This window comes from Nocardia sp. NPDC050713, from assembly GCF_040654315.1.
In the GTDB taxonomy this organism is placed as follows: Bacteria; Actinomycetota; Actinomycetes; order Mycobacteriales; family Mycobacteriaceae; genus Nocardia.
Window position 1 is genome coordinate 127,616 of the sequence record NZ_JBFAHS010000010.1, and the last position, 16,284, is coordinate 143,899.

Annotated in this window: 20 protein-coding genes; 12 read left to right on the forward strand and 8 right to left on the reverse strand. The window is 69.7% G+C overall.

What is annotated here, in order from left to right:
* Positions 1 to 212: 212 nt before the first annotated feature.
* Together AB0H49_RS19640 and AB0H49_RS19645 are read right to left on the reverse strand one after the other, a co-directional pair.
* Entirely contained in the window at positions 213 to 614 is a 402-nt protein-coding gene (locus AB0H49_RS19640; RefSeq protein ID WP_067781745.1) for a PaaI family thioesterase, read from the reverse strand.
* Positions 615 to 800: 186 nt separating this feature from the next.
* Positions 801 to 1,166 (reverse strand): hypothetical protein, encoded by a 366-nt coding sequence (locus AB0H49_RS19645; RefSeq protein ID WP_354999133.1) that lies wholly within the window; start codon positions 1,164 to 1,166, stop codon positions 801 to 803.
* A gap of 276 nt (positions 1,167 to 1,442) precedes the next feature.
* Here AB0H49_RS19645 and AB0H49_RS19650 point away from each other — a divergent pair, with 276 nt between their 5' ends.
* The 5 genes from AB0H49_RS19650 (at position 1,443) to AB0H49_RS19670 (ending at position 5,474) form a co-directional block, all read left to right on the forward strand.
* The gene (locus AB0H49_RS19650) at positions 1,443 to 1,952 is read left to right on the forward strand and encodes a sigma-70 family RNA polymerase sigma factor (RefSeq protein ID WP_357253291.1); all 510 of its coding nucleotides are present in this window, start codon (positions 1,443 to 1,445) and stop codon (positions 1,950 to 1,952) included.
* An 80-nt stretch (positions 1,953 to 2,032) separates the two neighbouring features.
* Positions 2,033 to 2,443 carry a Rieske (2Fe-2S) protein gene (locus AB0H49_RS19655; RefSeq protein WP_354999135.1) on the forward strand — a complete coding sequence of 137 codons (411 nt, stop codon included), beginning with the start codon at positions 2,033 to 2,035 and terminating at the stop codon, positions 2,441 to 2,443.
* Between the two features lie 212 nt (positions 2,444 to 2,655).
* Entirely contained in the window at positions 2,656 to 3,978 is a 1,323-nt protein-coding gene (locus AB0H49_RS19660) for an N-acetylmuramoyl-L-alanine amidase (RefSeq protein ID WP_357253294.1), read from the forward strand.
* Positions 3,979 to 4,052: 74 nt separating this feature from the next.
* Positions 4,053 to 5,099 carry a CobW family GTP-binding protein gene (locus AB0H49_RS19665; RefSeq protein ID WP_357253480.1) on the forward strand — a complete coding sequence of 349 codons (1,047 nt, stop codon included), beginning with the start codon at positions 4,053 to 4,055 and terminating at the stop codon, positions 5,097 to 5,099.
* Between the two features lie 183 nt (positions 5,100 to 5,282).
* Positions 5,283 to 5,474: a hypothetical protein gene (locus tag AB0H49_RS19670; RefSeq protein WP_354999137.1), complete on the forward strand. Its 192-nt coding sequence runs from the start codon at positions 5,283 to 5,285 to the stop codon at positions 5,472 to 5,474.
* 4 nt (positions 5,475 to 5,478) lie between these two features.
* Here the strand turns inward: AB0H49_RS19670 and AB0H49_RS19675 are convergent, their stop codons facing one another.
* The 4 genes from AB0H49_RS19675 to glp all read right to left on the reverse strand — a co-directional run bounded on the left by AB0H49_RS19675 (position 5,479) and on the right by glp (position 9,267).
* The gene (locus AB0H49_RS19675) at positions 5,479 to 6,486 is read right to left on the reverse strand and encodes an AraC family transcriptional regulator ligand-binding domain-containing protein (RefSeq protein ID WP_357253296.1); all 1,008 of its coding nucleotides are present in this window, start codon (positions 6,484 to 6,486) and stop codon (positions 5,479 to 5,481) included.
* 94 nt (positions 6,487 to 6,580) lie between these two features.
* Positions 6,581 to 7,015 (reverse strand): molybdenum cofactor biosynthesis protein MoaE, encoded by a 435-nt coding sequence (locus tag AB0H49_RS19680; protein ID WP_357253298.1) that lies wholly within the window; start codon positions 7,013 to 7,015, stop codon positions 6,581 to 6,583.
* Entirely contained in the window at positions 7,002 to 8,018 is a 1,017-nt protein-coding gene (gene moaCB / locus AB0H49_RS19685) for a bifunctional molybdenum cofactor biosynthesis protein MoaC/MoaB (protein WP_357253300.1), read from the reverse strand. Before moaCB ends, AB0H49_RS19680 begins: the two co-directional genes overlap by 14 nt.
* A gap of 43 nt (positions 8,019 to 8,061) precedes the next feature.
* Positions 8,062 to 9,267 (reverse strand): gephyrin-like molybdotransferase Glp, encoded by a 1,206-nt coding sequence (gene glp, locus AB0H49_RS19690; RefSeq protein WP_357253302.1) that lies wholly within the window; start codon positions 9,265 to 9,267, stop codon positions 8,062 to 8,064.
* 114 nt (positions 9,268 to 9,381) lie between these two features.
* Between glp and moaA the strand changes: the two genes are divergently transcribed.
* The 5 genes from moaA to AB0H49_RS19715 all read left to right on the forward strand — a co-directional run bounded on the left by moaA (position 9,382) and on the right by AB0H49_RS19715 (position 13,237).
* The gene (gene moaA / locus AB0H49_RS19695; protein WP_357253304.1) at positions 9,382 to 10,440 is read left to right on the forward strand and encodes a GTP 3',8-cyclase MoaA; all 1,059 of its coding nucleotides are present in this window, start codon (positions 9,382 to 9,384) and stop codon (positions 10,438 to 10,440) included.
* Complete coding sequence (locus tag AB0H49_RS19700) at positions 10,433 to 10,675, forward strand: MoaD/ThiS family protein (protein ID WP_354999143.1); 243 nt, start codon at positions 10,433 to 10,435, stop codon at positions 10,673 to 10,675. The genes moaA and AB0H49_RS19700 overlap by 8 nt, the downstream gene beginning before the upstream one ends.
* 86 nt (positions 10,676 to 10,761) lie before the next feature.
* Positions 10,762 to 11,130: a DUF1801 domain-containing protein gene (locus tag AB0H49_RS19705; protein ID WP_357253306.1), complete on the forward strand. Its 369-nt coding sequence runs from the start codon at positions 10,762 to 10,764 to the stop codon at positions 11,128 to 11,130.
* Positions 11,131 to 11,234: 104 nt separating this feature from the next.
* A complete protein-coding gene (locus AB0H49_RS19710) occupies positions 11,235 to 11,945 on the forward strand; it encodes a YciI family protein (protein WP_357253308.1) in 711 nt (236 codons plus the stop codon).
* Between the two features lie 2 nt (positions 11,946 to 11,947).
* Positions 11,948 to 13,237 (forward strand): sigma-70 family RNA polymerase sigma factor, encoded by a 1,290-nt coding sequence (locus tag AB0H49_RS19715; RefSeq protein WP_357253310.1) that lies wholly within the window; start codon positions 11,948 to 11,950, stop codon positions 13,235 to 13,237.
* Between the two features lie 24 nt (positions 13,238 to 13,261).
* Here the strand turns inward: AB0H49_RS19715 and nadE are convergent, their stop codons facing one another.
* Both nadE and AB0H49_RS19725 read right to left on the reverse strand, forming a co-directional pair.
* Positions 13,262 to 14,086 (reverse strand): ammonia-dependent NAD(+) synthetase, encoded by an 825-nt coding sequence (nadE, locus tag AB0H49_RS19720; RefSeq protein WP_354999147.1) that lies wholly within the window; start codon positions 14,084 to 14,086, stop codon positions 13,262 to 13,264.
* A gap of 6 nt (positions 14,087 to 14,092) precedes the next feature.
* Positions 14,093 to 14,713 (reverse strand): helix-turn-helix domain-containing protein, encoded by a 621-nt coding sequence (locus AB0H49_RS19725; protein ID WP_354999823.1) that lies wholly within the window; start codon positions 14,711 to 14,713, stop codon positions 14,093 to 14,095.
* Between the two features lie 143 nt (positions 14,714 to 14,856).
* On the opposite strand from AB0H49_RS19725, the gene AB0H49_RS19730 reads away from it, so the two are divergent.
* Positions 14,857 to 15,483, forward strand: coding sequence for an NAD(P)H-dependent oxidoreductase (locus tag AB0H49_RS19730; protein WP_354999148.1), 627 nt, complete (start codon positions 14,857 to 14,859; stop codon positions 15,481 to 15,483).
* 529 nt (positions 15,484 to 16,012) lie between these two features.
* Entirely contained in the window at positions 16,013 to 16,246 is a 234-nt protein-coding gene (locus AB0H49_RS19735; protein WP_067781531.1) for a redoxin NrdH, read from the forward strand.
* The last annotated feature ends 38 nt before the right edge of the window (positions 16,247 to 16,284 follow it).

A 16,284-nucleotide genomic window follows, 5' to 3' on the forward strand; every position in this document is an offset into this window, starting at 1 on the left:
GCCCAGCGCGGCACGCGGCGTTTCGTCGATCGTTCCAATCGAAAGCCGTCGCCGCGGATCGGATGCTTGCAGACGATCGCCTGCCACTGCCTCAACGACCCGCGCCGGAACAATATTCCCCCCGCGCTACCCGAAGTACCCGACCGACCGTGCGACGCGGTTCCGAGGCAGGCACGCTGACGTCGTGCGACGCACGACGGGTGAAGCCGGTCTCAGAGCACGGCCTGCGTCTGGGTGACCTTCGCGACGAGCTTGTCGGCGTCGTCGCGAATCTCGGTCTCGACGACGATGAACGAGCGTCCCGCGTGCAAGGGCCGGGCGCTGGCGACGGCGTGGCCGGAGCGCACGGCGCGCAGGAAGTTGGACTTCGACTCCACCGTCGTGGTGCCCTGCTTGCCCTCGGGCAGATTGAGGAAGGCGCACACCGCGCCGGTCGCGTCGGCGAGCGACATCAGGACGCCGCCGTGCAGCATGCCGCCGAGCGTGCACAGCGACTCGTCCCAGGCGATCCGGCTGCGCACCAGCTCGGGGCCGTGCTCGAGCACCTCGACGCCGAGCCGCTCGGTGAACGGCATGGACTGGTGGAAGAGCTTGGTGCCGGTCTCGTCGATCATGCCGACCATGCTGCCGTCCGGTGGCGCGCCGGTCGATTACCCCGGAGGTAATCGGCGTCGATCAGCGTGCGGTTGGCGGGAATCCGCGCGTCACCGGGTGAGGTCGCCGCGCCCGGAGGCGGACGGCGCGAACTCGGCCCGATCGGGTGGCCACCGCGCTCCACAGACGCGGCGGCACACGGCTGATCAGAAGCCGGACGAACCGGTGGGTGGCGTCGACCCCACCATCCGCCACGCGCCGCAGTTCACGGTCTTGAAGGCGACGTCGGTCGGCTTGATCTCCACGCGGACCGGGCCGAGCCGGGTGAAGTTGTTGCCGATGATGTACTGCATGTTCGTATTGTCGCCCTCCACTTTCCACAGCCTGCGCCAGTCGCAGCCGTAAAGAGGGTCGGGAGTTCCCGGCGCTTCCCAGATACCGGGGTGGATGTCGACGCCGACCATGTAGAGGCCGTCGCCCGGCATGAAATTCGCGGGCTCGGCGGCCGCGGTTCCGCCTCCGAACAAGGTCGCGGCGGACGCCATCGCCCCCGCGATCACGAGCATGCGCATGCGCTCTGTCTCCTCGATGTTCGCGCCCATAACTGGGCGGATGACCTGCGGAGATCCCCACATCTCCGCGGCCCAGATCTACCAGAGTCGTCCGCGGAAGTGGGGGTATTCGAGAGATTTCTGTCACATGCACACCGCGTTCGCACGAATTCGCCGTTGTCGCGGGTCGGTGGTGTCATCGTCCTGAGTCGCCGCGATATCGATGGTGTGAGAGGTATTCGGCCATTGGGTGCGCTCACGGAGCAGCGGCGTACGTGTAGTGCCCACTGCGCAGGCTTGTGCACCGAAGAGGGTTTGGCCCGAGTACTGGCCGCCGATGGGGGTTTGCTGCACTGGCGCGCGCGACGCGGCCTCGGGGACGCGGGCCTGGCCGAGCACGCGGTGCAGGAGACGTTGCTACGGGCCTGGCGCTCCTGTTGCCTGTTCGACCCGCGCCGCGGCAGCGTGCGCACCTGGCTGCTCGCCATCGAGCGCAACGTCATCATCGACATCGCGCGCGCCCGCGCGGCGCGGCCGTTCGACACGGCATGGGACGAGATCGGCGACGCCGCCGACGAGAGCCCGATCGCCCACCCCGACTTCGCCGACAGGCTGATCGACGGCCTGCTGGTCGCCGAATTGCTGTCCCGGCTGCCCTCGGCCCAGCGCGAGGCGGTCGTCGAGGTGATCCTGCGCGACCGCGCCTACCGCGAGGTGGCTGCGGACTTCGGTGTCCCGGTCGGCACCGTGAAAACCCGCGTGCACTACGCGCTGCGCTCGCTGCGGCAACTGCCGTCCGGCGCCTGATCCCGGCGATCCGGTTCGCGATCGAGCGAGAGGCCCCCTTACCGTGGTCGGCAGTGTCCGAACCAAGCCGGAGTTGACCGATGCCGACCGAAGACCGCGGTGACCTGCGAATCGACCGACGGACCGCGCTGGCGGGCGCCGGGGTGGCCGCCGCTGCGGTGACGGTGGCCGCCTGCGCGTCCGCCGAACCGTCCGCGCGCGAGGTCGCGCCGGGCACCGAGGTCGCGAAGGTGGCCGACGTGCCGGTCGGCGGCGCCGTGATCGCCGGTGGCACCGTCGTGACCCAACCGCAAGCCGGTGTCTTCCAAGGCTTTTCGGCCGCCTGCACGCACCTCGGCTGCACGGTGTCGAAGATCCAGCGCGAGACCATCGTCTGCCGCTGCCACGGCAGCGCGTTCCGATTCGACGGCACGGTAGCCACCGGGCCCGCCGAACGACCGCTCGCGCCGCGGGCCGTGCGGGTCGACGGCGACCGCATCGTGACCGCCTGACGGGCGCTGCCCGCTGTAAGCCACTCCCGCTCAACGCCCCTTTCTCGTGGTGGTTTCAGTGCCTCTGACCAGCCGCTATGTCGCCGACTGTGTTGGTAACAGTTCGGTAACTGGACTTGCTTCGCCGTGCGCTGCGTTGCAAGAGTGAACCACTGGGTTTGGTGTTACTAGTGGGAAGGGAGGGGTGCTCCGTCCCGGGGCGCCGACCGAACATGAAGCCAAGCATCATCAAGGCCGGTATCTCCACCACCGTCACGGCCGCGGTGACCGCCACTCTCGCCGGGCTGTTCCCGGTCGCCGCGACGGCCGCCCCGGTCGCGCCGGAGATGGCGGGCAAGCTCGCAGGCAAAACGGTTTTCCTCGACCCCGGCCACCAGGGGTCGAACCACTCCGAGAACCTGGGCAGACAGGTGAACAACGGCCGGGGCGGCACCAAGGACTGCCAGACCACCGGCATGACCTCCGTCAACGGCGTACCCGAACACACCATCAACTGGAACGTCGCCCAGCTGATCAAGACCTCGCTGGAAAGCATCGGCGCGCGGGTCGTGCTCAGTCGCCAGGACGACAGCGGCTGGGGCGGCTGCGTCGACGAACGGGCGCGAGCGGCCAACGAATCCGGCGCCGACGTGGCGGTGAGCATCCACGCCGACAGCGCGCCGCCCAATCTCCGCGGCTTCCACCTGATCGTCCCGGCGCTGCCCGTGTCCGACGCCAAGGTCGGCCAGGTCCAGTCCGGGCCCGGCCTGACCGTGACGAAGGCGGTGCGCGACGCATACCTGCAAGCCGGATTCCCGGCCGCCACGTACGCCGGGGTGCAGGACGGTTTGCAGACGCGCTCCGACATCGCGGGCCCCGCGCTGACCGCGGTGCCGAACGTGTTCCTCGAGATGGGCAACGGCGCCAACGCGGAGGACGCCGCGCTGCTGGAGAGTCCCGAAGGTCAGCTGAAACACGCCATCGCGGTCACCACTGGACTGGTGAGCTACCTGCTCGGCACTTCGCCCGCGACGAACGGATCGGCCACCGACCTACCCGCCTCGGCGCCCGCGCAGTCAGAGCAGGCGATTCCAGCGGAGGCGCCCGCGCAGGCGGTGCCAGCGCAATCGGTCCCCGCGCAGTTCGATCCGAACGGCTCGACACCGGCCAACGGTGCGACGCAGGACGGCGCGGCGCCGCAGTCGCAGACCCTGCCGGGCACGACGCCGGGCAGCCAGCCGATCCCGGGCTCCGGCCAGGACACCATCCAGACGAACCCCAGCCGGTTGACACCGAACAGCCCGTCGACACCCGGAACCTACGCACTGCCCGGTAGCCCGTCGACCCCCGGCAGCCAGTCGACACCCGGCACTCAGTCGACGCCGGACTACCGGTCGAATTCGGAAACCGGCACCCTCGGCATCCTCGCGAACGACGTGCTGGAGCTGCTCATGCCACTGGCACGGACGCTCGGCATGGACGACACGATGATCACCGCGGAGCTGATCAACCTGGCCTACACCCTGGCCAGCACCCTGTTCGGACCCGCGAAGTAATCGCATCCGCCACCGAACGCCACCCGATCCGTCGGGTGGCGTTCGGCCGTTCCGACGGCCTTCGCGCGCCGACTATGGTGGTCCGGGTGGCTGACCGGATTCCTGTGCTGATCGTCGCCGGCTTTCTCGGCTCGGGGAAGACCACCCTGCTCAACCACCTGCTACGCAACAATCGGGGCACCCGAATCGGCGTGGTCGTCAACGACTTCGGGGCGATCAACATCGATTCCATGCTGGTCGCCGGGCAGGTGGACGCGATGGTCTCGCTCGGCAACGGCTGCGTCTGCTGCGCGGTCGACGTCACCGAGCTGGACGACCTGTTCACCCGGCTGGCGCAGCCGAGGGCGAACATCGATGTGATCGTGGTGGAGGCCAGCGGTCTCGCCGAGCCGCGCAATCTCATCCGCATGGTGGTCGGCAGCGACAACCCGCGCATCCGCTACGGCGGTCTGGTGGAAGTGGTCGACGCAGAACAGTTCCCGGCCACCCGCGAGCGCCACCCCGAACTGCTGACCCACCTGCGGCTGGCGGATCTGGTGGTGGTCAACAAGGCCGACCGGGTCGGTGCGGACGAACTGGAGACGCTGCGCGGCGAGATCGCCGACCTGGTCGGCACGGTCCCGGTCTACGCGACCACCCGCGGACGCATCGATCCAGGCCTGCTGTTCGACGAGCCGCTGCGGGCGACCCGGCGCGTCGCCGAGCAGCTCAGTTTCGACGAACTGCTCGCCGAGCACGACCACGAGCACCACGACGACCACCGGCACCTGCACGACGACTACACCAGCGTCTCCTTCACCAGCGAACGAGAACTGGATCCGCGCAGGCTGATCGACTTCCTGGAGGACCCGCCGCCCGGGCTGTTCCGCGCCAAGGGCTTCGCGGCGTTCGGCGTCGCGGCCGAGCGCCGGAAGTTCTTGCTGCACATGGTCGGCAGGCACATCGTCTTCGAGCCCGGCGCGTGGCGGCGCGGCGAACCGCGCACCAGCCAGCTGGTGCTGATCGGTGCGGGCATGCCGTCCGAGCCCACGCTCTCCCGCTTGCGCGAAACCGTGCACAACGCCGACGATTTCCTGGACGAGCAAGCGATGCTCGGCGTGTGGCGCTACACCCCGCACTGAGCGCGTCAGGGATTGGCGCGTTTTACCGCGAGCTGGCGCGTTCGGCGCTTCCCACGCGGCCGAGTTGTGGTGACACTGGCTGCACGCCCGCCGTGTTCGGGGACGGCGCTCTGCGCCGCGCGCGGCGTCGGTCGATGACCGTGATCGACCGTATCGATGTTGTGCGACCGATGGGAGAGTTCGGTGTCCGAGACGTGGGAGAGCGCCACCGCTTACGTGATCAACGCGCTGGAGGCCAAGGGGACCGCCACCCGCGATGATTTCGACGTACCCGCGATCGTCGCCGCCACCAGAGACATCGCCGAAGGCTGGGATTTCCGGGCCATCGAGGACGCCACCTTCTGGCGCATCGCGGCCAGCTTCCTGCGGGTGTGAGGTGTCAGTCGAACCGCTCACATCGGTGCGCGTGTTCGGCGATGCTCCAGCGCCGCGCCGCACGGCGCATCGAACCGGCGTCGGCGTAACCGAGCAGCTGCGCCTGCCGTGCCCGGGTCAGCGAGCCCGCCGACGCCGCCTGCCGCAAACGGGCATCGCGCGCCCGGTCCAGTTCCTTGCGCCACGTCGTGCCCGCCTCCATCAGCCTGCGCTGCAAGGTGCGCGGGCTGGTCGTCAATCGCCGGGCGACGCGGTGCAGCGAGGCGTCGCCCGCGTCCAGCGCCTCCGCCAGCGCCTCGGCGACGCGCCGCGGCCACGCCGAGGGCAGCGGCGGTGGCGGCGGCAGAGCGTCGGCCAAGGGGCGCAAGATCTTCGCCAGCACCGGGTCGGCGGTGGTCAGCGGGATATCCATATCGGTGGCGCGGAAGGTCATCGAGTCGGCCGACGCGCCGAATTCGATGGCGGCCGTGCCGAACACCTCGACGAAGGCGCGGTGATCGGCGGGCGCCTGCTGGCGCAGCGTGACACGGAGCGGCACGAGCGGTTCGCTGACCACGCGTCGGGCCCGGCTCAGCACCGCGCTCAATCCCCAGAGCTGGGTCAGGTCCCGTCCCACGCCCTCGCCGTCGATGATCTCGAGGTAGAGCGTCGTCTCCCGTTCGTTCTCGGCGATCAGGTCGAAGCGGTGATTGGTGGTGACCGCGGCGACATACGGTCCGCAGGTCGCCAAACCGGCGCCGAGGGTGGGCGCGGTCGAGAACAGGTAGTCGTACAACCCGAGACTCGTCAGCTCGTAGCGGCTGGCCACCTGCAACGCGACGGCGGGGTCGCCGAGCGCGTGCGCGCCGATTTCCCAGAGCCGGGAGAAAGTGTGGCTCGGCAGGTGCATGTCGTCGCCCGCCATCGTCCACTCCGGTAACCCGGTCTCCCGTATCAGCTTGTCCCGATCCGCTCCCGCAGCGGTGAGCTGCGAGATGACGAAACGGTGCAGCAAAACCTGGTCGGTACCCACGCGTCCTCCCTGCCCCACATCCGGATGAACACTCTGGGCGAGAACGCTAACGGCGCGGTGATTGATCCGTCATCCGATTCACATCACGAGATGGTCAACCGCAGGCGTTGACCCACTCCGACATGCCGTCGGCGAAGAGCTGCCGTTTCCAGATCGGCACCTCGTGTTTGATCCGGTCCACCAATTCCGCGCAGGCAGTGAAGGCTTCGGCTCGGTGCGGGGCGGCCACCGCGACCACGATGGCGAGATCGCCGATGGTCAGCGCGCCGATCCGGTGCACCGCTGCCACCGGAAGCCCGGTTGACGCGGTGGCTGCGGCGCAGCACTCGCGCAGGAAGCGTTCGGCCTGCGGATGGGCCGAGTACTCCAGCGCGGAAACGGCCTGACCGCCGTCGTGGTTGCGGACTTTGCCGGTGAAGACCACCACCGCGCCGTGTTCGGGACCGGTGACCGCTGCCTCTACTTCGGCGGGGTCGAGCGGTTGGTCGCTGATGCGGGCTACCCGCACCGTGGTCTCAGGTGTTGTCATGAGCGCCGCCTCCGGCTACTTGCGCGAGCAGATGATCGAGGAGCGGTTCGAGCACCGCGATACCGTCCTTCACCCCGCCCGGCGAACCGGGCAGGTTCACGATGACCGACCGACCGGCGAGTCCGGCGACCCCGCGGCTGAGCACCGCCAGCGGGAACTTCGCGGTGCCGCGCTGCCGGATCGCCTCGGCCACGCCGGGCAGCTCGCGGTCCAACACGGCCAGCGTCGCCTCGGGCGTGGCGTCGGTGGGTGACGCGCCGGTGCCGCCGGTGCTGATCACCAGCGCGGGCGCGAACCGCAGGGCGTCGGCCAAGCCGACAGCGATCTCGGCGTCGGCGTAGACGAGCGGGCCGCGCACCGAGAAGCCGAGTCCGGCCAGCCATTCGACGAGCACGGGACCGGTGGTGTCCACCCTGGTGCCCGCGGCCACGCCCGTCGAGGCGACGAGCACGACCGCGGATCGATCCGCGTCATCGGGGTTTTCGTCCTGTTCCACCACGGGAACGGTGGTCTCGGCGTCCGCTGTCGATTCGCCGGGCCGCTGCCAGTGACCGCGTTTGCCGCCCTCCTTGGTGAGCAGCCGGACACCGTCGAGCGTGGCCGCCGGGTCGACCGCCTTGACCATGTCGTGCAGGGTGAGTCCGGCGACGGCGACCGCGGTAAGCGCCTCCATCTCCACACCCGTCGGTCCCTTCGTCTTGGCGGTCGCCTCGATGGTGATGGCCGTTTCGGTGAAGCCGAATTCGACCTTCACCGAGGACAGCGCCAGCTGATGGCACAGCGGAATCAGCTCGGAGGTCTTCTTGGCGCCCGCGATCCCGGCGATCCGCGCGGTGGACAGCACATCGGCCTTGGGCAGGTCGTCGGCGCGGACCAGCGCGACGACCTCCGCGGTGGTGTGCAGCGCACCGGCCGCCACGGCGACGCGGGTGGTGTCGGCCTTCGCGCTCACATCGACCATGCGGGCGCGACCTTCCTGGTCGACATGGGACAACTCGGTCATGAGAACCAGCCTGGCACAGTGTCGCGGCGCGGCGCGCATCCGCTCACAGTTCGTGGACGAGCACCGGTGTGCCCGCGGTCAGCTCGGTCGTGTCGGCGGGAATGTCGATCAGCACGTCGGCCCACGCCATCCCCGCGATCAGGTGCGAACCCGCACCGGAGAACGGTTCGACGCCGTTCTCGGTGAGTCGTCCGCGCAGGAACTGCCGCCGCCCCGCGGGGGACCGCACCGCCTCGAGCAACGGAACCTCGCTGGTGCGCACCGGCGGCAACCCGGACAGGTGGCGCAGGATCGGCCTGGCGAACACCTCGAACGACACCATCGTGCTCACCGGGTTGCCCGGGAAGCTGAGCACCGGGACGCCGTCCAGCACCGTCAGCCCCTGCGGCCCGCCGGGCTGCACCGCGACCGAGCCGAACACCCCGCCCTGCGCGGCGAGCACGTCCTTGACCACCTCGAAATCGCCCTTGGACACGCCGCCGGAGGTGAACACCAGATCCGCCGAACGCGTTGCGGAGGAGAGCAGTCGGCGGAACACCGCGGGATCGTCGGTGCTGTGCTCGACCGAGACGACCGTCGCGCCGTTGGCCGCCAGCGCGGCCGCGAGGGCGATGCCGTTGGAGTTGTAGATCTGTCCGGGGCGCAGCGGTCGGCCCGCGGGGACCAGTTCGTCGCCGGTGGTGATCACCGCCGCCCGCACCGGGTGGAAGACCGGCACCGTCGGCACCCCGACGGCAGCGAGCGCGGCGATGTGCCGCGGCGTCAGCGCGACGCCCGCGGGCACGAGCAGCGCGCCCGCGCGCACGTCGGTGCCCGGCTCGCGCACGAATTCGCCTGCGGCACGGCCGCGTTCGACGATCACGGCGCGGCCGTCGGCGCGCGTGTCCTCCACCGGGACGACGCAGTCCGCGCCCGGCGGGATCGGCGCGCCGGTCATCACCTTCAGCGCCGCTCCGACGGGCAAGGGGGCCCGGCCCGGCTGTCCCGCGGCGACCACACCGGCCAGCGGCAGCGTCACCGGGGCGACCGCCACATCGTCGGCGCGCACCGCGTAGCCGTCCATCGCCGAGTTGCGGAACACCGGCAGATCGATCGGCGAGCGGACGTCGGCGGCCAGCTTGCGGCCCAGCGCGGCGGGCACCGCGACGGACTCGACCGGGCGTGCCGCGAGGGGGCGCAGCAGCTGTTCGATGCTGTCGCGGTAGTCGTCGACGGTCCTGGCCGTAGCGCCGGCTGGCCGAGAATTCATAGCGGAAAGCATAGTGGTCGAGCCTGATCTCACGGCCTGACATGGGTGTTTGTGAGATCGACCGAACCGGGCGCTGCCCGTGATGCGGGGTAGACGACGCGTCATACTGGAAGGGTGACGTTGGTCGAGATGGGCATACCCGCCGTGCGATCAGGGCGCCCCTCGCTCGACGGACGCCCCGACACGCCTCTGCTGGTCGACCGCTTCGGGCGGGTGGCCCGCGATCTGCGGGTCTCGATCACCGAGAAGTGTTCGCTGCGCTGCACGTACTGCATGCCGGAAGAGGGGCTGCCGCCGATTCCGAAGGACGAGCTGCTGACCGTCGCCGAGATCGTGCGGCTGGTGGCGCTCGCCGTCGAGCAGCTCGGTGTGCGCGAGGTCCGGTTCACCGGCGGCGAACCGCTGATGCGCCGGGACCTGGAGCAGATCATCGCGGGCTGCCACGAACGACTGCCCGGCATTCCGCTGGCCATGACCACCAACGGCGTCGGCCTCGAGCATCGCGCCCGCGGGCTCGCCGCCGCCGGGCTGAGCCGGGTGAACGTCTCGCTGGACACCGTGGACCGCAACGGTTTCGCCAAGCTCACCCGCCGCGACCGCCTCGAATCGGTGCTCGCCGGTATCCGCGCCGCCCGCGCCGCGGGCCTGGCGCCGCTCAAGGTGAACGCGGTGCTGATGCGCGAAACCCTCTCCGGCGCGGCTGATCTGCTCCAGTGGTGCCTCGCCGAGGAGTGCGAGCTGCGGTTCATCGAGGAGATGCCGCTGGACGCCGACCACGAGTGGGCGCGCGCCAACATGGTGACCGCCGCCGAACTGCTCGACGTGCTCGGCGCCCGGTTCACCCTCACCGAAGCCGGTCGCTCCGACCCGTCCGCGCCCGCCGAGAAGTGGCTCGTCGACGGTGGCCCGGCCACGGTCGGCATCATCGCCACGGTGACGCGCAAGTTCTGCGACACCTGCGACCGCACCCGGCTGACCGCCGACGGCATGCTGCGCTCTTGCCTGTTCAGCGATCAGGAGTTCGATCTGCGCCAGGCCATCCGATCCGGCGCCGACGACGACGAACTGGCCACCATCTGGCGCGGCGCGATGTGGAACAAGTGGGCGGGACACGGCATCGACGCCGCGGACTTCGTGCCGCCGGAACGCACGATGGGAGCCATCGGTGGTTGAGGTCCGCTATTTCGCCGCCATCGCGGACGCCGTCGGCAAGGACTCCGAGCGCCTCGACCTGCCCGCCGACGCCACGGTCGCTGATCTGCGCACCAGCCTGGCCGCCGCGTACGGTCCCGACCTGGACAAGATGCTGGCGGTCTGCGCCTACCTCATCGGTGACGAACTCACCCGCGACCCGTCCGCGGCACTCAGCGGGCGCGTCGACGTGCTTCCGCCGTTCGCGGGGGGATAGGCGCCGCCGCTCCGGTCGTGCGCGGGGCTGTGGACGGACTACCTCAGGCGGCGCCGCCCGACGCCGTGTCCGGCTACAGTCGAGCCGTGGTGCGGAGCAAGGCGAGCGATGTGGACGGCTACCTGGCCGAGGTGCCGGAGGCCCGCCGCGCGGCGGTGACCCGGATGCGCGACCTGTGCCGGGCGGAATTGACGGGTTTCACCGAGGTCATGGCCTACGGTATGCCCTGCTACGAACGCGACGGCGTCGGCGAGATCGCGTTCGCCAACCAGAAGCAGTACATCTCCTTCTATCTACTGCGCACCGACGTGCGCGCGGCGTTCGCCGAGCGGCTGGCGGACCACGACATGGGCAAGGGCTGCCTGCGCTTCCGCAAGCCGGAGCTGATCGACTTCGACTTGGTCCGCGATCTGCTGCGGGCGACGGCGGCCACGGAAGGCGGACTCGTCTACTGAGCGCGCCGAAAGATCTCGCCGCGGCGATGTAGAGAAACCGGCGCGCCGTTCGTCGTCCGAGTAGCAGGGGTATCGGGCCCCTCGAGACGAGGAAGGATGACGCGATGCACTATCTGGCGACATTGGTGGGACGCGAGGAGCCGGGCGTCGATCCCGGGACGCCCGAGTTCGACGCCGAAGTGGCGAAGTACGCGGCGTTCGAGGAGCGGGCGGCCGACGCGGTGGCGGGCGGGGTCGCGCTGTTCCCCTCCGCCGAGGCGATGCACGTCCGGCGTGATGGCGGACGGACTCTGGTCACCGACGGCCCGTTCGCCGAGCAGGCGGAGGTCGTCGGCGGGTTCTACGTGTTCGACGCGCCCGATCTGGACGCGGCGATCGAGCTCGCGCGCCAGCTGCCCGCCGCGCAGGACGGCACGATCGAACTGCGGCCGATGGTCATGTGGTCGCCGCACGAGACGCCACGCGCGGACTGGTGGCTCGCGCTGTTGTGGGAAGCGCCGGACGCGGTGATCGCGCCTGGCACGCCCGAGTGGGACGCGGGGCTGGCCGAGCACGAGCGCTTCGGCGCGAAGTACGCGTCGGCTATCCGGGGCGGCGGCGCGCTGCAACCGCCGTCGTCGGCGACCACGCTGCGGGTCCGTGACGGCGAACTGCTGCTCACCGACGGACCGTTCACGGAGTTCGCGGAGGTGGTCGACGGTTTGTACCTGTTCGCGGCGGCGAGCCGGGCGGAGGCGGCGGAGATCGCGGCCGCGATTCCCCTCGGCGAGCGCGGGCGCACCGAGGTGCGTCAGGTCGTCGACCTGGGCGCCTGACGGTGACCACCGGCCCGGCCGCGGGAATCGACGCTGTCTATCGCGCCGAGTTCGGCCGGGCCGTCGCGACCGTGGCCGGGATGGTCGGCGACATCGCCCTCGCCGAGGACGCGGTGCAGGAGGCGTTCGCCGACGCGTTGCGCACTTGGCCCGAGCGCGGCGAGCCCGCGAATCCGGGCGCCTGGATCACCACCGCGGCCCGGCACCGGGCCCTGGACCGGCTGCGGCGCGAATCGGCAAGAGCGGTCAAGGAATACGACGCCGTCGTGGCGCGTGCGCCGATCGAGGAGGTCGAGGTGTCGCCGGTGGCGGACGACCAGCTGCGGATGATCTTCACCTGCTGCCACCCGGCGCTGTCGCCGCAGTCGCAGGTCGCGTTGACGCTGCGGCTGGTGTGCGGCATGCGAACGGTGGAGATCGCCAGAGCCTTTCTGCAACCGGAACACACCGTGGCGCAACGTCTCTCCCGCGCCAAGGCGAAGATCCGGCAGGCCGGTATTCCGTTGCGGGTGCCTCCGGCGCACCTGCTGCCGGAGCGGTTGCCGGTCGTGCTGGCGTGTGTGTATCTGGTGTTCACCGAAGGGTATTTCGCGACCTCCGGACCGTCGGCCATGCGGGACGAGTTGTGCGACGAGGCGATTCGGCTCGGTCGGCTGCTGTGCGGGTTGCTGCCGGAGGAGCCGGAGGCGCGGGCGCTGCTGGCGTTGATGCTGTTGCAGGACAGCAGGCGCGGGCAACGGCGCGGCGCCGCAAGGAGTTCCGATGCGGAAGGGACGCACGGCGCCGAACGGGGCCGGTCTGCCGAAGGCGACTTGATTCCGTTGGAGGAGCAGGACCGGTCGGCCTGGAATCGCGAGGCCATCCGGGCCGGTCTGGCGTGCCTCGAGTCCGCTGCGGCCGACGGCGACGGGCCGTATCTGGCGCAGGCCCGCATCGCAGCGGCGCACGCGACGGCCCCTAGTTGGGACGAGACCGATTGGCATGCCATCGTCGCGAGCTACGACGAGCTGCTGCGCTACTCCGCCTCGCCCGCTGTCCGAGTGAATCGTGCCGTCGCCGTGGGCTTCTCGCGCGGATTCGACGCCGGGCTCGCCGCACTGGACGAGGTGGCCGACGAGCCGCGCTTGGCCGGGACCCACCTGGTCCCGGCCACCCGCGCCGATCTCTTGCGCCGAGCCGGACGGAAACCCGAGGCCGCCGAGAGCTACCGGGCCGCCCTCGACATCGCGGAAAACGAGCAGGTCCGGCGGTTTCTGGCGCGGCGGCTCGCCGAAGTCGAGGCGGCCGAGTAAACCCCGGCCGCGTGACCCGTATCTTCAGCGCCACCAAGTATCGAGCGGCGTCACCGGGACGGTGCGCTTGTGCCTGGTGTTGCGGAAGATGCTCTCCACTCGGTCGGCCACCTCGGGTGTGACGTCCTTGCCCTCGAGGTAGTCGTCGATCTCGCTGTAGCGCAGGCCGAGCGCCTCTTCGTCGGGCAGCGCGGGCCGGTCGTCCTCGAGATCCGCGGTCGGTACCTTCGACCAGACGCTGGCGGGCGCGCCGAGTTCCTGGAGCAGCGCCGCGCCTTGGCGCTTGGTGAGACCGGTGAGCGGGGTCATGTCGACGCCGCCGTCGCCGTACTTGGTGAAGAACCCGGTGACCGCCTCGGCGGCATGGTCGGTGCCGACCACGAGCAGGTTCTCCTGACCGGCGATGGCGTACTGGATCACCATGCGCTCGCGGGCCTTGATGTTGCCGCGGACGAAATCGCTCAGCTTGCTCACCTTCAGCCCGGACGCGGTCTCGGCGGCCACCGCGTTGGCGCCGGGGCGTACGTTGACCACGACGGAACGGTCCGGTGCGACGAAGGTCATCGAGATCCTGGCGTCGGCCTCGTCGGACTGCACGCCGTAGGGGAGACGCACCGCGACGAAGATCGCTTCGAAGCCCTCCGCCCGCAGCTCCTCCGCGGCGAGCTGGCACAACCGCCCCGCCAGCGCGCTGTCCTGGCCGCCGCTGATGCCGAGCACGAAACCCTTTGCGGGCGTTGCGCGCAGATACTCCTTGAGGAAATCGACCCGGCGGCGCACCTCGAGCTTCGGCTCGATCGTCGGCTGGACACCCAATTCGCTGATGATCTGTTCGCGCAGACTAGCCATGGCTCCTCACTCTACTGGCGCGGTGGCCGGGACCACCCGGCGAACGAAGGCTTCCCAGTTGTCCCCGATCCGCTTCCCGTCGTATCGGAGGACATTCAGCTGGTACATCACCAGGGGCGCGGCGAGTGCGGCGAGCAGACCGTCGGCGAGCAAGGGAATCTCGCCCGGCGTGCCCGCCTGCCGCAACAGCATCGCCACGTGCGTCTTGAGCAGGCTGTACGGCCTGCCGGTATAGCGATTCTCGGCTTCGCTGACCTCGGCGGCCCGGTACAGCTCGCCCTCGACCTCGATGTCGAGTATCCGTGCGCGCCCGAACGCGACGAGCCGGTCCACCGGAGGCGCGCCGGGTCCGAGCGGTGGCGGCCCGAACATGAAGGCCCCTTGATACTTCTGCTCGGAGTGGTCGAGCAGCGCGCGCATCAGGCCGGAGCGGTTGCCGAAGCGGCGGAACACGGTGCCTTTGCCGACGCCGGCCCGCTTGGCGAGTTCGTCCATCGTCAGGCTGTCGACGCCGTGTTCGCGGACCAGATCCTGCGCCGCGTCCAGCAGCAGCTGTCGATTGCGCGCCGCGTCGGCGCGCTCGGTGGGCTCGGCGATGCCGGGCAGAGAGGCGCCGATGCGCAGCACGGGTCGCTCGCGCGGCGGTTCGCCTGCCGGCGGTGTGGGGTAGTTCACAGCCCTCTCACGGTCTCGTGGGAAGTAATCGGACCGCAGTCCGGTTAGTGTCTTGTGTCAGTCGGACACCATCTTCAGTACACCAGGGAGTTGCCATGAGCGAGCGTAGTGAGCGAATCATCAACACAGTGCCCCTGGCGAATGCCGAAGGCAGGAGCCAGACCCAGATCCTCGCTCTCGTGGGAAGCCTGCGTGTTGCCTCGATCAACCGCCAGCTCGCCGAAGCGGCTGTGCAGACCGCGCCGGACGGTGTCGAGGTGACCATTTACGAGGGCCTCGCCGACATCCCGTTCTACAACGAGGACATCGACGTCCCCGGCGCCGTGCCCGCCGCCGCGCAGCGGTTGCGCGACGCTGTCGCCGCCGCCGACGGTGTCCTCCTGGTGACCCCGGAATACAACGGCACCCTGTCCGCCGTGCTGAAGAACGCCATCGACTGGACCTCGCGGCCCTACGGTGCGGGCGCGTTGAAGGACAAGTCCGTCGCCGTCATCAGCGCCTCGATCAGCCCGAACGCGGCGCGGTGGGCGCACGGCGACGCGGTCAAGGCCATTGGCGTCGCGGGCGGCAAGGTCGTCGAGGCGGCGCACGCGCACTTCGGTGTGATCGGCGAGCGCTTCGGCGCCGCGCATCCGCGCCAGGACGCCGAGGCGCTCACCCAGCTCGGCGCGACGCTGCACGAGCTGGTGGACGCCGCGCGCGGTCAGCTGGTATCCGCCTGAGCCGTCCGGCGTCCGACGCAGCGCCGGCCCTCGGTGCCGCCCCCGCTCTCTTCGAGGCGGGGGCGGACTTGTGTTTCCGATGTGTCGGGGTAGTGCACAAGGGGTAGACGATGCGGCGGTGACAGGTGTGACACAAGAGTTTGCTGAGAGAGCGCTACGGTACGGAATTGTGATCTGCACCACGGACGTGTCGGGTTGCGAATCGAGCGTCCTGGTACTTCTCGCGGTGGAATTACACCTATGCGACTCGCAACATGTCGTGTCGTTTCTTTCTGTCGGCCACTAGGTGTAGTGTCTTCGGTGCTGGAAGGCGGTGCGAGACCCACCGCGAGGAGCTATCGTCCGCAGCGGCGCTAGCAGGGGTTTCGAGACCGGATCCAGGAGTTTGCGCAGCGTACGTCGGATCACGCACTGCATACGGATCACCGGCTGTGGATCAGGCTCGCGATGTGAGCTCGGGCCCGGAGGCGGAAGCCCGCGTAACCAGGCCGCGAACATCGCGGATTAGGCACAGGAGAGAGGGACATCAATGACCATCACCGTGTACACCAAGCCCGCTTGCGTCCAGTGCAATGCCACCTACAAGGCCCTCGACAAGGCCGGGGTGGACTACGAGGTCATCGACATCTCCGAGAACGACGAGGCGCGTGACTACGTCATGGCCCTCGGTTACCTCCAGGCTCCGGTCGTCGTCGCGGGTGAGGACCACTGGTCCGGCTTCCGCCCCGACCGCATCAAGGCCCTGGCGGTCGCGGCGGCCTGATCGGCGCCACATCTTCGGCGTTCGTCCGATGGGAGAGG